Genomic DNA, 14104 nt, shown 5'->3' with positions numbered 1-14104 from the left:
CGCCAATTAAATCGCGAAGCAGGTGGCCGAGACCGGGAGCGTAGTCACAGGGGCAAGGCGCCGCGCCTCGCCATTCGCAAAGCCAGGGTGCGCCTTCTCTTCCCGTCCAAGTACTCGTGCGGCCTCAGACCGATCTTATAAGCTCTTCGCCAAGCCCAAGCACTGGCGCAGAAAAGCTGGGGGCGCACGATCTCTTGCGGCGCTTTTTCTTCGCGTGCCAGTCCGGCAGAAGTCTAATCGACGACCGTGCCACTCCCGGTGACGTTAGGGATAGATGCTCGCAGGGAGCAATTACCCATCGGCGCTGTTAATCGCAGCGCCGAATGGTTTTAGTGATCTGGTCGCCGTTTTCATCGGTGCGTGTGACAGTCCTTGTCATGCAGCCGCCGCGATCATTATATCGATCGTAACGGTCACGATCGCGAACCGATCCAATGGCAACGCCCCGATCGGTTAAGGCAACATACGGATGGTGATGGCGATGATGGCGATAGCCCTGATCATAGGAAGGCCCATCAATGACGACCTCTTCCGCAACCGCAGCCACAGGTAAACCAGCACCGATGAAGATGGCCGCACAGGCAATAATTATCTTTCGCATTTGCGTATCCTCCTTAATTTCCCTTATGATCAACTGCCAAAGTGAAATAATGTTCCACACGGCTCGCCTAGTGGCCGAGTATCGTCTAAACCTCTTCACATCCGTATGCCAGCGCGTCGCGCATCTCATTTCCCAATATGTCTCGCTGACGGTGCTGGTCGGTAAACATGCGCTCCAGCGTCTGGCCCAACATTTCAGCTTCCGTCCAGCCCAGGATCGACGGTGCCATATGGTCCATGCGGCAACGCTGCTTGGACATTATCCGGTTGGAATAGCCCGAGAGGTTATCTCCGGACCTGGCGCGCATAAGCAAATGCGCAAAGCACACAGTTTCGGTGCGTGGGCGAAACTCGTCTGACACCACCTCTCACGGATTCGATCCCTCCATACCCGCGCTATTGGTGTTCTTGGGAGTTGCTATGCGGGGATTTCATGAGTTATTGCCGAAGGGTCATAAAGTTTTTGGGACAGGAGCCTTGACACTCTAGGACCAATGCAATCTAGTTCCAGTTGTCAGACATCTTACATAAAGTGGAACGAGTGCCTGGCAATGGAGGATCTATGAAACGTTTCGTGAAATGTACGGCAATCGCCGCGGCCGTCCTCGCAATGGCATCCCTCGCGCACGCGGGCGGAACGCTTGACCGCGTCATGTCAAAGAAAACCATGGTGGTCGCGACGAACAGCGGCTGGCCACCACAAAGCTTCCTCAACGACAATAATGAGATGGTCGGCTTCGATATCGACGTCTCCCGAGAGATCGGCAAGCGCCTTGGCGTGGAGGTCAGCTTCCAGACCCCAGACTGGGCAACCCTCACGGGTGGGCACTGGCAGGGCCGCTACGATGTCGGTGTCGGCTCGGTTACACCCACCAAATCCCGCGCCCAGGTCATCGATTTCGCCGGCATCTACTATTACAGCCCTTATGTCTACGTGGTCCATAAAGACAGCCCGCTGAAGTCCGTTGGCGATCTCAACGGCAAGGTAATCGGGGTCGAAACGGCAACCACTTCGGAAGACTTCATTCGCCGCAATTTGCAGATCGACGCGCCAGGTATGCCGCCAATTCAATATAAGGTCGAGCCTGGCGAAGTGCGTACCTTCGCTGATTCCATGCTTCCCTTCGACGACCTGCGCCTCGGTCCGGGCGTACGCCTTGACGCCGTCATCGCGCCAGAACAGACCGCTTTGAATGCGATCAAGAACGGCTATCCGCTTCGCATCATCCAAGGCGAATATGCCTTTCGTGAACCACTTGTGGTCATCGCGGAAAAAGGTGATTCAGAATGGACCGCCAAGGTTGGCGAGATCATCAAATCCATGAAAGCCGACGGCACGCTCGGAACGCTTACCAAGAAGTGGTACGGCGCGGATTACAGCACCGACTGATCAAGCGCGGGTCAGGGCGGCAGCCCCGACCCTTTTTCTTCCCGATTGCCTTGAAAGATCGACCATGTCGTATCCCGACACCTATTATCGCCGAACGATGAGTGAGACTGCCGCACGGCCCGCGCTGAGTGGCCCGGTCGAATGCGACACGGTGATCATCGGCGGCGGCCTTGCCGGATTGACGACGGCCTTGCAACTCGCGCGCGCCAATCTCAACGTCGTCGTGCTGGAGGCCGAATCCGTCGGCTTTGGCGCTTCCGGCCGGAATGGCGGCTTCGTCAGCGCGGGGTTTGCCACCGACAGCGCGGCGATCGCCCGCGTCACCGGCACCGAAACCGCAAAGGCCATTCACCGCCTTTCCATCGAGGGCGTCGACTTCGTTCGCGATACCATCCGCGATCTCGATATTGCCGACGCTAAGCTGACGCCGGGCATCATCAGCGCGCTGCGATATGACGGCGGTGACGGCCTCAAGCGCTATGCCGAAGACATGAACCGCGATTTCGGCAGCGATCTCGAATTTATGGACCGCGATCAGCTTCGCGCCATTTTGAAATCCAATCGCTATTTTCAGGCCCTCCACAGCAAGAAGTCCTTCCACATCCATCCGCTGAATTATCTGCGAGCGATAGCCCGCGAATTCGAGCGCCTCGGCGGGCGCATATATGAAAGTTCGGCGGCGACCGGTTGCCAGCTCGCGGGCGCCCAGAAGATCGTGCAGACGGCGCGTGGCCATGTGAAGGCGCGCCGGGTCGTGCTGACGACGGGCGGTTATACCGGCCAGTTGGTTGGCAAGCTCAAGCGCTCTTTCCTGCCGATCGCCACCTATGTGATGATCTCCGAGGAAAATCCCGATCTGATCGCCCAAGCGATCACGACACGCTGCGCGATCGGCGACAACCGCCGCGCCGGGGACTATTATCGCGTCGTGGAAGACGGCAGGCGTCTTCTCTGGGGCGGGCGCATCACCACGCGCGCCGCCTCGCCGGTAGCGCTCGCCCGCGAATTGCGTCGCGAAATGACTGGGACTTACCCGCAACTCTCCGAACTCAAGACCGAGCTCGCCTGGTCAGGGCTAATGTCCTACGCCCGTCACCTCATGCCACAAATTGGCGAGATGATGCCGGGTGTCTGGCATTGTACCGCGTTTGGTGGCCACGGTCTCAATACGACCGCGATTGGTGGCAAGATCGTGGCGGAGGGGATTCTGGGCCAATCCGATCGTTACCGCCTGTTTCAGCCCTTCGGTCTCGTCTGGGCCGGCGGGATTGCCGGACTCGCGGCGGCACAACTCACCTATTGGAAGCTGCAGGCACAGGACTGGTGGCGCGAAAGAGCCGCCTAGAAAGATCATCAAGGGGAACGATGATGCTTGGAAGATTGATCTTGAACTACCCGGACGCGGCACGACGAACCGGGCTGCTGCTCCTGCTGACGCTGATGACCACTGTTTTATACGCGCTTGGCATCAGTTCGGCCTGGATTGGCAAGCTGGTGCCGATGACGGTTGGCTGGCTGACGGACAGTCCCCAGGCAAGCAGGCTCGTCTCCGCCGTGCTGATCTCCCTTATCATCGCCGTCAACATCAAGCTTCTGAGATTGTTGCCGCGCGGTCAGCAGATCGTGGGTGTGTGGATCGAGCTCCTCGCGCTCCTGCTGCTCTTCTTTTATACATTCGATCTTTCCTATACCTTCATTGCCAAAAAGATCGGGTTCCTCATCTCACAGGGTGTGGTGACGACACTCTACATATCCGCCATATCGATCATCATCGCCACCGTGATCGCGTTGGCGGGCGCCATCGCGAAATTGTCGCGAAACGGCGTCATCTACGGCCTTGCGACGTTCTACACTTCGCTCTTTCGCGGTCTGCCGCTCCTGATGCAGATCTATATCATCTATCTCGGCCTGCCTCAGGTCGGTTACGTCATCAGCGCCATACCGGCGGGCATCTTGGCGCTTTCCCTGTGCTACGGTGCCTACATGACGGAAATCTTTCGCGCCGGTATCCAGAGCATTCCGCGCGGTCAATCCGAAGGCGCGACAGCTCTGGGGCTCAGCCCGAACCAGACCATGTTCCTGGTAATCCTTCCGCAAGCGATGCGCGTCATCATCCCGCCAACGGGCAATCAGTTCATCGCCATGCTGAAGGATTCCTCGCTCGTCTCGGTCGTCGGCGTCTGGGAGATCATGTATCTTGCCCGCACCCAGGGTCAAACGGAGTTCCGCCACATCGAAATGCTTATCACCGCTTCGATGATCTACTGGATTCTCTCCATGGCGCTGGAATTCCTTCAGGCTCGCATCGAAGAGCGATTTGGCCGCTTCAATGCCCGATAGCCCTCATCCGCCGACCCTCAGGGCCAGCGCCAATCTGCCCGCTATCGGCGGCGTCCTGGCCGCCTTCGGCGTCTTTTCCGGCTGCGATGCGCTGGTGAAACTGATGAGTGCGGATGTGCGGGTGCCACAGGTGACATTCATGACCACCTGCGCGGCATTCGCGCTCGTCATTGGACGCGCGGCCTCGAACGGCACGCTCAGCGGACTGGTGCCGAAACGGCCGCGGCTTGCGCTTCTGCGCGCCTTGCTACTCGCCGGCGATACGCTCCTCATCCATTATGCTTTCGCGATGCTTCCGCTCGCGCAAGCCTATGTCCTAGCGTTCCTGACACCGGTTCTCGTTGCCGTTCTCGCCTATATCCTTTTGGGAGAGCGGCTGTCCTGGACCGGTCAGTTGGGTGTGCTGCTTGGTTTTGCCGGCGTGGCCGTCGCGCTCAGGCCCGCTGGCGTGATGCTGAACCTCGGCCACGCCGCGGCGATTGGCTCGGCGCTCCTGTTCGCCGCCTCGCTCATTCTGTTGCGCGTCATCGAGGCAGAAGAAAGCGACGATGCCTTGGTCGCCGCCCTTCTCTTCATGCTTGGCTGCGGCGCATTTGGCGTCACCATGGCGACGGGCGGCTTCGGCCGCGTCGCGTTGCCCACCTTGGCGTATGCCGGGCTGGCGGGCACACTGCTCTACGCCGGACATGCATTTCTCGTGCGCGCCTTTCGCAGTGGCGATGCCTCGGTTCTCGCCCCTTTTCAATACAGTCAGATCATCTGGGGCTGCCTTTATGGCGTGATGCTGTTCGGCAATCCGATTGAAACCTATACGATCGCCGGCGGGGTTATCATCATCCTGTCGGGCTGGCTCGTTCTCAAGTCATCCAGGGAGATAAATTGATGTCACAGCCCCGCATCGAACAGCCGGAAATCGAACTGTCAGGCGTACATAAATGGTATGGTCACTACCATGCGCTGGACGATATCAATCTTTCGATCCGCAAAGGCGAGCGCGTGGTCATATGCGGCCCGTCCGGTTCGGGAAAATCGACGCTTATCCGCTGCATCAACCGGCTCGAAGCGCACCAGGAGGGCCGGATCGCCGTGCGCGGCACCGAGCTTTCGGAAAACGAGAAGAACATAGACGAGATCCGTCGCGAGGTTGGAATGGTCTTCCAGCATTTCAATCTCTTCCCACATCTCACTGTTTTGCAAAACTGCATTCTTGCGCCCGTCTGGGTGCGTAAGATGGACAGGTACAAAGCAATCGAAATCGCGAGGCATTATCTCGAACGGGTTCGCATTCCCGAGCACGCCAACAAGTTTCCTGCCCAGCTTTCCGGCGGCCAGCAACAGCGCGTCGCGATCGCCCGCGCGCTCTGCATGCAGCCGAAGGTCATGCTTTTTGACGAGCCAACCTCGGCGCTCGATCCTGAAATGGTCAAGGAAGTTCTCGATACGATGGTATCGCTTGCCGATACCGGTATGACGATGATCTGCGTCACCCATGAAATGGGCTTCGCGCGCCAGGTCGCCGACCGCGTCATCTTCATGGATCGCGGCGCGATCGTCGAGGAAGCGACGCCGGCGGAGTTCTTCGACAATCCTCGGAACGAGCGCAGCAAACTCTTCCTAAGCCAGATCCTGCATTGAAGGCAGGGCCGGCCGCCACTTTCGCGGCGCGAGTTATCGCGCCGCGGAGCTGAGCGGCATCGGCGCCTGAGGAAAGCCGCCGACATGGGTGCAGGTGATCGCGGCCCTGTCGCGGCCGGCCGCCATGCAGGCCGACAGCGGCATCGAAGCAATGAAAGACGCGAGGAAGCCAGCAATGAAGCTGTCTCCTGCCCCTGTCGTATCGATGACTTGAACCTTGGAAATGCCGATCTCGGCCCTCTCCGATCCGCGCGAGGCAATCGCCCCGTCGGCGCCGCACGTGACGACGGCACAGATCGCGCCGCCCCTGATCATATGCCACAGCATGGCTTCGGCCTTGTCACCACGAGCGCCGGCGGAAGCAAAAGCGACTGTCAGTCCCGCGACGCCCAGATTTTCAGGACTTGCATTGACGGAAATGTCCTGGGACACGCTCACGCCATCAGCGGCGAGCCGGCGACGCAAGGCGCCGCCGTCATCCATCCAGCCGAGATGGACGTGATCGACATCCTTCAGAATAGCAACCTCGCTCTCGCTCGGTCGATAGCCCGCGCAGACGCCGAACTCTTCAAAGACCATGATCCGGTCACCAACAGCGGTCTGGTCGATGTCCGTATAGGCGGTCACGCCGGGACGGAGACGAACATGATCGGTTTTAACGCCATTCTCCTTGAGTATGTGTTTTGTCCGGACACCGTCCAGGTCATCGCCTACCGCCCCAAAATAGGTGGCCGAGTGACCGAGCCGGGCGAGTTGAACCGCGACATTCACGGCGTTTCCGCCGACGAGCGACTGGGCCACCGGCGGCAGAAAGCGATCGATACAATTGTCACCGACGGTCGCAAATCGAAAAGGCGGCATTCGTCCCCCCGCGGAAAACCCAGCTGTTAATGACGCTTGCAGCCGCGAGCGCCTTCAGCGTCCGCGGCTAGGCTGCTTGTTTCGCCGGGTGGCTCAATAGGCAACCCGCTTATAGTACCGACGGGTGGTCAGCGGATGATTGCGCATGATCTCGAGATGCGCGCTGATGCGTTCCAGCACGGTTGCAAGCAGCACCGGCGAAATCAGCGCGCGGACCTCCTCAGATATCCCCGACAACGTGAATTCCGCCGTATCCAGCACGATCAGCCTTTCCGTGTAGTTCGGGGCGAAGTTCTGAACGCGCTCGGCCACTGGCCGGAAGGCGTCCTCGCCCTTAAACAGGATAACGCTGACGTCCTTGTCGATCAACTCCAGCGTGCCGTGGAAGAAATCGGACGCGTGGACCGGGCGCGTGCGGATCCACTGCATTTCTTCAAGGATGCACATGCCGTAGTAGAAGGCCTCCGGCCAGACATTTCCGGCGCCTGTGATGATGTGATAATCAGACGATGCGAACGCCGTCGCATAGGCTTCGGCCTTGGCCTCGAAATCGCGCTTCACCTCCAGCAGAAGTTTGGGGAGTGTCGTCAGTTCCCTGACTATGCTGTCATAGTTGGAGATTTCACCTCGATGCTTCATGATCGACAGAGCGATAATAAGTGACTGCAGATAGAAGGATTCGCAGGACGTATCATCCTCGGCGAAGTTGACGAAGACATGGTCGCCGCCTTTGCCGAGAGGCGTTTCCTCATGCCCGACCAGCGTCAGCACGGTGGCGCCGATCTCCTTGAGCTTGGAGAGCATGGCGACGCTCTCTTTTGTCGTCCCGGAAAGCGAAGGCATGACGACGATGGATCTTGCAGTCAGGTTGACAGAGGAGGAAATATAAAGCTCAGCCGTCAGATCGATGAAGGTTGGGAAGGACGAATTGCGCTGCAGCAATTGGGCCGCCGGCTGCATGAGAATGGCGGCGCCGCCAGTTCCGAGGAAAAATACATTCTGCGCACCCGCGGCGAGGCAGGTACCAATCACGTGGTCGAGGCGCTGGGCCAGCGCCAAGGCGCCGGACTGAATACGCAGGAACCGCTCTTCATCAAAATTCAGCATGAGTGTCTCTCGGTTGATGACGTCGCATGGACGCGCTTTGGGGTGTAGCTTCGCCGATCCAGCAAAGTTGTAAGACAACTGACATCATCGAGTCTAACTGTCAAGACGTTGATCATGCGATCATTGGTGCCTACGCGTGCACTGGCAGAGTTGGAGAAGCCTTCGACCTTGCATGAAAGCCTTGACCAAGCGATATTTGTCAGACAAGACGGTGGATGTGATGAAATTGTTGTGAGAGGGATGAATTGGACGAGTCTATTCGCGATACGCGCACCATCGTGATCCAGCTTCGCGACCGTATCGCTGACCTCATTCAAAGCGAGGGACTAAGGCCCGGCGAAAAATTGCCAACCGAAGCCCAGCTGACGCAGCGCTTCAACGTTTCCCGACCCGCCCTGCGCGAGGCATTGAAATTGCTCGAGCAGGAGGGCGATATTTATGTCGAGCATGGCCGCGGCCGTTTTGTCTCCGCAATGTCGGCCGTCCACGTCGATCGCCCGATCACGGTCTTCGAAAGCGTCACCGACATGACGCTCGCCTACGGCTATAAGACCGTGAACAAGGTGCTTTCCATCTCCGAAGAAATTCCCGATGCGACGGTCGCCAAGCATTTACGGCTGGACGATAAGGAGACGGTCATCCGTCTGGAGCGGGTACGCCTCGAGAACGATAATCCGATCATGTATTGCCTTGACTTCGTACCACGTCGTATCGTTCCCGCTCGGCTATACGATATCGACTGGAGCGGATCGCTACTGTCTCTGCTGGAGCAATACCGGCACCGCCCCCGAATGTCGTCCGCGTCCGTTAGCGCCGTCATGCTTCCCCAACAGGTGGCTGAGCGCCACGATCTCAAGGATTTCGGCCCTGCCCTCCTCATTACTGAAACCTGCTTTAATGATGTCGGAGTTCCCGTGATCTACGCCGTCGACTATCATCGCGGCAGCCACTTCACCTTCAGCTTGGTCCGGAAATAGCGCGCTATCTTAAGGCCGCTAATGCGCTCAATCAAAGGATAGTCAAACGGCACCCCAATGAAGCGGATCGAAACCTTCGGAGAGGTTGGCGACTTCGCTAAGCGTGAACTTGTAGGCGGCAAGCATAGCCGGCGTCGTGATGCCCGATCAGGCGATCCTCCTGAATTCGGCGGTATAGGGTTGCAAGTCTTCCGCCTTGAGATTCACGCCAAGGCCTGGCAGGTCCGGCACGCTGATCGTTCCATCGACATTCAGGACAGGTCTTTGCGCAAGATCGAGCAAGGGATTGGGACCGACGTCGAATTCCAGATAGGGAAAATGCGCTTGCCCACCGCCTCTATGTTCCGGCAATGTCGAAACAAAGTGCAGGGCGGCATGCAAATTGACGATGCTTCCCCAGACATGCGGTATAAGCGGTCGATCGTAAAGGTCGGCGAGTAGGCCTACCTGTGAGACCCCGGTCAGCCCGCCGCAGATCGCTATATCGGGTTGCAGGATATCCAGGCATCCGCCCATTAGGAACGGGAGGAACGCCGATGCATTGGTGAATGTCTCTCCGCCAGCAAGCGCGGTTGCGGCATGAGCAGCGAAAGCATGATAACCGCCGATATCCGTCGGCTTAGTCGGCTCTTCGATCCACAGCAGTTCGGCATCTTTCATGAGATCGGCGGTTCGCATGGCGCGCCGGGCCGAGCAGGACTGATTGAAGTCGACCATCAGATCGCGATCAGCGCCGATTTGCCGTCGAGAGGCGAGGACCGTCTTGGCATCGTCTTCAACCGTGTATCCGCTTCTCAGCTTGATGGCCCGAAAGCCCGCCTCGAGATATCCATCGATCTCCCGCTCAAAGTCGCGGTAAGGATGTCCGCCAGGCTTGAAAAACGGCCCGCTTGCATAGGCCGTCACCCGTTGACGCCGGGCGCCGCCAATGAGCGTGGACACCGGAATCTTGTAGGCGCGCGCGGTCAGATCGTGCAGCGCCATATCCAGGGCGGCGATGGCAGGTGCGGCGGTTTCTCCCTCGACGGCCTGCCGCAAATTTCGCCACACCGACAATATGTGGGAGGGATCCTGCCCGAGTATCCGCCCCGCGAGCTGAAACTCGATGGCGGCAGCCGCGGTTCTGGGCGCGAGCCACGCCTCCCCCCAGCCCGTCAGGTCACCGGCCGCGACTTCCACCAGCAAGGTTTCCCGCTTCGCAAAGGAGACCAGCGCGTTGCCGATTGGCTCCGGCAACATGGCGACTAGATGATAGAGGCGTATTTCGTCGATTTTCATGATCATGCCTTTGTCGGAGTCTGGCCCCGACCGAGCGGGGAAAGGAGCTCTCGCATGCTTCTGCCGAGAATGAGGATGAGACTGGCGGTGATCGCCATGACGATCGCCAGGAATATGAGTGCTCCCTGAAAGCCGCCCGTCGCGTCGCGAACCCAACCGATAATCGAGGGCCCAAAGAAACCGCCGGTACTGCCGACCGAGTTGATGAGTGCGATTCCAGCAGCGGCGGCGGTGCCCGTCAACAGCGTCGATGGGAATGTCCAGATAGTCGGCGACGCGCCGCCAATTCCGGCCGCCCCCAGGGTCAGGCCCACCACCGAAACAACCGGATTGCCCGAGAAGGCAGCGATCAGAAATCCGAGAGCGCTCACCATAAATGGCCCGGCGGTATGCCAGACGCGCTCGTGCCTGCGATCCGAACTCCGGCCCACCACGATCATTGCAACTGCCATGAAAGCAGATGGAATAGCAGCCATAAAGCTGGTCTGCAGATTGGAGAGGCCGAATTGCTTGATGAACTGCGGCATCCAGATGGCAATGCCGGTCGTGCCCATGACCAGCCCGACGGCAATCAGACACATCAACAATACCTTGGGATCGAAGAGCGCCTGCACGGCGGAAAAACGTCCGGATGCTTCCTGCATCTGCCGATCGCTTCGCAGGGCGTCGACGAGCCAGCCCCGTTCATCGTGGGTGAGAAAGCGCGCCGTTTCAGGTAATTCCGGCAAGGCGAAGAGGACCACGAAGCCCATGATGAATGCGGGCAACCCCTCGATGAGGAACATCCACTGCCAGCCATGGAGGCCTGCCACGCCGTCGAACCCCTGCAAAATCAATCCGGATAGCGGCGCACCGATTACCGAGGCCAAAGGAACGGCGACATTGAAGAGCGCGAAGGTCGAACCACGATATGCTCTCGGAAACCAAAGCGTAATGTAGAAGATGATGCCCGGAAAGAAACCGGCTTCCGCGGCACCGAGAAGTACCCGGACCACATAGAAGCTGGCGGGCGACCAGACGAATGCGGTGAGCGCCGAAAGAATGCCCCAAGTGATCAATATGCGCGCAATCCAAAGCCGCGCCCCCACCTTTGCAAGCATGAGGTTGCTCGGCAGCTCGCAAAGAACATACCCGAGGAAGAATATTCCCGCGCCAAAGCCGAAAGCGGATGCGCTGAAGCCAAGATCGGCGTTCATGGTCAGTGCCGCAAAGCCGATATTCACGCGGTCGAGAAAGGCCGCGAAATAGCAAAGCAGCAGGATCGGAATGACCCTCCTCCTTACCTTGAGAATGATATCCGAACGCTCAGTCATGATCTTGCTCCTCCCCAGCGGCCCTTCACATGCCGTCGAGATATTTTCTTATAATCATTTATTTTCCTGAGCAAATTTGTTATTCTGAGCTTGTCATATAGGTTTTTTAAATAATGCGGATCACCTTTGCCCAGATTGAGGCCTTTTATTGGACAGCCCAGCTGGGCTCGGTCCAGAAGGCGGCGGACCAGCTTCACGTTGCCCAACCCACGGTATCCCTGAGACTCAAGGAGCTGAGCACGACGCTCGCGAGCGACTTGTTTCACAGGGGAAGCCGAGGGCTGGAAATCACGGCGCAGGGACGCGACCTGCTGCCACGCGCGGCAACCATCATGGCCGAGATGCGAGGCATCAAGGAGCGGGAGTTCGATCCGAAGGTTGTCGGTCCACTGCGCGTAGGTCTTGCGGAAGGTTTCGCCGTCACCTGCCTCGCACCATTGCTTGCCGGATTGTCCGGCGATCATCCTGCCTTGGAGCCCGAGTGGACGGTCACGACCAGTACGCTCTTGGAGGGGATGCTGATCGACAACCGGCTGGACGTGGCGGTGCTGTTGAATCCGCTGGGCGACGAGAAGCTCGATCTGCGGCCGCTCGGACCTCAGCCGACACAATGGGTCGCTCCGAGGGCGTGGCACCTGCCGGGCGAGATCACACCCAAGGTGCTGGCCGACAGGCCGATCATTTCGAACCCGCCACCATCCGCGATGTACCGGCAGGTGACGCATTGGTTTGCACTTGAAGGCTTGAAACCGGAGCGCATTATTATTTGCAACAGCGTCGCGGTCATTGGCGAGCTGGTTGCCGCGGCTCTTGGCGTCGGCATTCTACCTACGTCCATTGCCAACCGCTATGTGGCGGCCGGAACGGTCCAATCCCTTTCCTGCACGCCGGATATCGAGAACGGAAGGCTCTTCATCGGGTTTCGAGCGGATATAATCGATGCCAAGATATTCGCTTTCGAAAGGACGACACAGCGCGTGCTGCGCGAGATAAGATATCTTTCCGTCTGAAATAGTGTCCGGGTCTCGCGCCTGTTATTCGATCGCTGCTCCTCCGTCGGGTCCAGTTTGCTTTCGGTCCTGCAGCAAAACGTCGGGACAGAAGCATGGCGGGTCCGAGATCCAAGAACTCACGCTGTCGGTTTCAATGCGGAACTGAGCCGAGTAACTTCTCGGGGCTCATCCTCGATTTCCGTGATTCATCGGCAGCATTCTCTCTCATCAGTCTGGGCCGCGCGGCCGTCCATGGCTCGCTTCGGCATCTCGAGGCGCTTGATCCGCCCTTCGGATTGACCATTGTTCCAAGGACGTTTCTTCAAAGCATCGACCTTCCCAGCATGACGATCTGTCAGCAGGCGGCGCGGCCTTATGCAAAAGCCGCGATCTCCATAGATGAGATCACATGGCTGGTGTCAGATCGCGAACGGGATCTGAAACATGCGCATCGGGAGGCGGCAGGTGTTCACCTTAGCTTGCCCATCGATGGACCCAAAACGTTTTGACTTGACTCCCAAAACGTTTTGGAGAATCTTTCTTGCTGTTTTGGAGGATGATCTTGGCCAATCTCAAGCAGCTCGCGCAGTCGCTCGGACTGTCGATCACCACGGTTTCCCGTGCACTCGATGGTTATGACGATGTCTCTGCCGCGACCCGCAAGCGGGTCAGAGAGGCCGCGGACATAGCTGGTTACCGTCCCAACGCATCGGCGCGCAGGCTCAGAAAACAACGCGCGGAACTGGTTGCCGTCACGCTGCCGAGCGACCCCGGCCATATCGGTCCGCCGCATTTCCTCGACATGCTCTCCAACTGTGCTGAACATCTTGCGAGTGCTGGCCTCAATCTCGTCATCGCACCCGTGCCACGCGGTGAGAGCGAACTCGACATCTGCCGTCGGTTCGTTGATGGCCGCCGCGTCGACGCCATGCTTCTCGTCCGCACCAGGCGACGGGATGAACGCGTCGAATTTCTCCAGTCGCGTGGCATTCCCTTCGTCACCAACGGCCGCACCGAAAGCCTCGTGCCGCATCCCTATATCGACGGCGACGGCTTTGCCGGGTTCCACGCGGCAACGGTCCGCTTTCAGGCCGCCGGCCACCGCCGCATCGGCCATGTTGCCGGGCCTCAGGAATATTACTTCGCGCATGCGCGCCGCACGGGCTGGAAGGCCGCGATGGATGAGGCAGGTCTGAATGCCGATCTCTGCGCCGAAGGCGCGCCCACGGAACAGGGCGGTTATCTCGCCGCACTGGAATTGCTACGGCAGCCTTCGCGTCCCACTGCGCTCGTTTGCTCCACGGACGAAATGGCGATCGGAGCGCTGAGGGCGCTACGCGAGATCGACGGCGGCGACGCGATCAGCATTGTCGGTCACGACGACCTGCCGACGGGCGCTTTCACCAGCCCTTCCCTCTCGACCATGCGCATGACCGGCGAAAACCTCGGCGCGAGCTTCGCCTCGCTGCTGTTGCGGGCGATCGCCGGCGAACCCGCGGAGGAACTGCAGGAGCTTCACGCGATCGAATTCATTGATCGCGACAGTCATCGCCGTCCAATGAAGGCGGCATGATCCGACACAGTGCATCACAGATAAAAACAATGAAGGAG

14 protein-coding genes and 1 pseudogene are annotated in these 14104 nt (G+C 58.9%); 8 read left to right on the top strand and 7 right to left on the bottom strand.

Annotation, left to right across the window (positions count from 1 at the left end; genetic code table 11):
* Nucleotides 1-307 precede the first annotated feature (307 nt).
* Both JJQ51_RS01125 and JJQ51_RS01120 read right to left on the bottom strand, forming a co-directional pair.
* Nucleotides 308-661 (bottom strand): hypothetical protein, encoded by a 354-nt coding sequence (locus tag JJQ51_RS01125; protein WP_145322941.1) that lies wholly within the window; start codon nucleotides 659-661, stop codon nucleotides 308-310.
* Between the two features lie 25 nt (nucleotides 662-686).
* Nucleotides 687-839, bottom strand: coding sequence for a hypothetical protein (locus JJQ51_RS01120; protein WP_269244150.1), 153 nt, complete (start codon nucleotides 837-839; stop codon nucleotides 687-689).
* Between the two features lie 323 nt (nucleotides 840-1162).
* Between JJQ51_RS01120 and JJQ51_RS01115 the strand changes: the two genes are divergently transcribed.
* The 5 genes from JJQ51_RS01115 to JJQ51_RS01095 all read left to right on the top strand — a co-directional run bounded on the left by JJQ51_RS01115 (nucleotide 1163) and on the right by JJQ51_RS01095 (nucleotide 5965).
* Nucleotides 1163-1990, top strand: a complete 828-nt coding sequence (locus JJQ51_RS01115) for a transporter substrate-binding domain-containing protein (RefSeq protein WP_183811524.1) — start codon at nucleotides 1163-1165, stop codon at nucleotides 1988-1990.
* Between the two features lie 64 nt (nucleotides 1991-2054).
* Nucleotides 2055-3335, top strand: coding sequence for an NAD(P)/FAD-dependent oxidoreductase (locus JJQ51_RS01110; protein WP_113420268.1), 1281 nt, complete (start codon nucleotides 2055-2057; stop codon nucleotides 3333-3335).
* 23 nt (nucleotides 3336-3358) lie between these two features.
* The gene (locus JJQ51_RS01105; RefSeq protein WP_183811528.1) at nucleotides 3359-4330 is read left to right on the top strand and encodes an amino acid ABC transporter permease; all 972 of its coding nucleotides are present in this window, start codon (nucleotides 3359-3361) and stop codon (nucleotides 4328-4330) included.
* On the top strand, nucleotides 4320-5213 hold the full coding sequence (locus JJQ51_RS01100) for a DMT family transporter (protein WP_269244149.1): 894 nt from the start codon (nucleotides 4320-4322) through the stop codon (nucleotides 5211-5213). The genes JJQ51_RS01105 and JJQ51_RS01100 overlap by 11 nt, the downstream gene beginning before the upstream one ends.
* Nucleotides 5213-5965: an amino acid ABC transporter ATP-binding protein gene (locus tag JJQ51_RS01095; protein WP_145322933.1), complete on the top strand. Its 753-nt coding sequence runs from the start codon at nucleotides 5213-5215 to the stop codon at nucleotides 5963-5965. The genes JJQ51_RS01100 and JJQ51_RS01095 overlap by 1 nt, the downstream gene beginning before the upstream one ends.
* Nucleotides 5966-5998: 33 nt before the next feature.
* Here JJQ51_RS01095 and JJQ51_RS01090 read toward each other — a convergent pair whose 3' ends face one another.
* A complete protein-coding gene (locus JJQ51_RS01090) occupies nucleotides 5999-6826 on the bottom strand; it encodes a PfkB family carbohydrate kinase (protein WP_269244148.1) in 828 nt (275 codons plus the stop codon).
* 93 nt (nucleotides 6827-6919) lie between these two features.
* The gene (locus JJQ51_RS01085; RefSeq protein ID WP_269244147.1) at nucleotides 6920-7933 is read right to left on the bottom strand and encodes an SIS domain-containing protein; all 1014 of its coding nucleotides are present in this window, start codon (nucleotides 7931-7933) and stop codon (nucleotides 6920-6922) included.
* A gap of 245 nt (nucleotides 7934-8178) precedes the next feature.
* Between JJQ51_RS01085 and JJQ51_RS01080 the strand changes: the two genes are divergently transcribed.
* A complete protein-coding gene (locus JJQ51_RS01080; RefSeq protein WP_113390680.1) occupies nucleotides 8179-8910 on the top strand; it encodes a GntR family transcriptional regulator in 732 nt (243 codons plus the stop codon).
* Nucleotides 8911-9057: 147 nt separating this feature from the next.
* Here JJQ51_RS01080 and JJQ51_RS01075 read toward each other — a convergent pair whose 3' ends face one another.
* Complete coding sequence (locus JJQ51_RS01075) at nucleotides 9058-10194, bottom strand: mandelate racemase/muconate lactonizing enzyme family protein (protein WP_269244146.1); 1137 nt, start codon at nucleotides 10192-10194, stop codon at nucleotides 9058-9060.
* The gene (locus JJQ51_RS01070; RefSeq protein WP_113352175.1) at nucleotides 10191-11501 is read right to left on the bottom strand and encodes an MFS transporter; all 1311 of its coding nucleotides are present in this window, start codon (nucleotides 11499-11501) and stop codon (nucleotides 10191-10193) included. The genes JJQ51_RS01075 and JJQ51_RS01070 overlap by 4 nt, the downstream gene beginning before the upstream one ends.
* Before the next feature lie 113 nt (nucleotides 11502-11614).
* Here JJQ51_RS01070 and JJQ51_RS01065 point away from each other — a divergent pair, with 113 nt between their 5' ends.
* Nucleotides 11615-12511 carry a LysR family transcriptional regulator gene (locus JJQ51_RS01065; protein WP_113390683.1) on the top strand — a complete coding sequence of 299 codons (897 nt, stop codon included), beginning with the start codon at nucleotides 11615-11617 and terminating at the stop codon, nucleotides 12509-12511.
* Nucleotides 12512-12699: 188 nt separating this feature from the next.
* Here JJQ51_RS01065 and JJQ51_RS32885 read toward each other — a convergent pair.
* Nucleotides 12700-12952 (bottom strand): annotated as a pseudogene (locus JJQ51_RS32885) (hypothetical protein); the annotation flags it as partial.
* A gap of 103 nt (nucleotides 12953-13055) precedes the next feature.
* Between JJQ51_RS32885 and JJQ51_RS01055 the strand changes: the two are divergent.
* Nucleotides 13056-14066 carry a LacI family DNA-binding transcriptional regulator gene (locus JJQ51_RS01055; protein WP_113352308.1) on the top strand — a complete coding sequence of 337 codons (1011 nt, stop codon included), beginning with the start codon at nucleotides 13056-13058 and terminating at the stop codon, nucleotides 14064-14066.
* Nucleotides 14067-14104 lie beyond the last annotated feature (38 nt).

The sequence above is a fragment of the Rhizobium sp. AG207R genome (genome assembly GCF_027109195.1).
Classification (GTDB): Bacteria; Pseudomonadota; Alphaproteobacteria; order Rhizobiales; family Rhizobiaceae; genus Rhizobium; species Rhizobium dioscoreae.
This window is presented reverse-complemented; position numbering and strand designations above follow the sequence as displayed.

Excerpts from the sequence above, each read along its gene's own strand:
- JJQ51_RS01115 (WP_183811524.1), top strand. The coding sequence starts at position 1,163 with ATGAAACGTTTCGTGAAATGTACGGCAATCGCCGCGGCCGTCCTCGCA.
- JJQ51_RS01075 (WP_269244146.1), bottom strand. The coding sequence starts at position 10,194 with ATGATCATGAAAATCGACGAAATACGCCTCTATCATCTAGTCGCCATG.
- JJQ51_RS01110 (WP_113420268.1), top strand. The coding sequence starts at position 2,055 with ATGTCGTATCCCGACACCTATTATCGCCGAACGATGAGTGAGACTGCC.
- JJQ51_RS01090 (WP_269244148.1), bottom strand. The coding sequence starts at position 6,826 with ATGCCGCCTTTTCGATTTGCGACCGTCGGTGACAATTGTATCGATCGC.
- JJQ51_RS01085 (WP_269244147.1), bottom strand. The coding sequence starts at position 7,933 with ATGCTGAATTTTGATGAAGAGCGGTTCCTGCGTATTCAGTCCGGCGCC.
- JJQ51_RS01105 (WP_183811528.1), top strand. The coding sequence starts at position 3,359 with ATGCTTGGAAGATTGATCTTGAACTACCCGGACGCGGCACGACGAACC.
- JJQ51_RS01100 (WP_269244149.1), top strand. The coding sequence starts at position 4,320 with ATGCCCGATAGCCCTCATCCGCCGACCCTCAGGGCCAGCGCCAATCTG.
- JJQ51_RS01095 (WP_145322933.1), top strand. The coding sequence starts at position 5,213 with ATGTCACAGCCCCGCATCGAACAGCCGGAAATCGAACTGTCAGGCGTA.
- JJQ51_RS01120 (WP_269244150.1), bottom strand. The coding sequence starts at position 839 with ATGGACCATATGGCACCGTCGATCCTGGGCTGGACGGAAGCTGAAATG.
- JJQ51_RS01070 (WP_113352175.1), bottom strand. The coding sequence starts at position 11,501 with ATGACTGAGCGTTCGGATATCATTCTCAAGGTAAGGAGGAGGGTCATT.
- JJQ51_RS01065 (WP_113390683.1), top strand. The coding sequence starts at position 11,615 with ATGCGGATCACCTTTGCCCAGATTGAGGCCTTTTATTGGACAGCCCAG.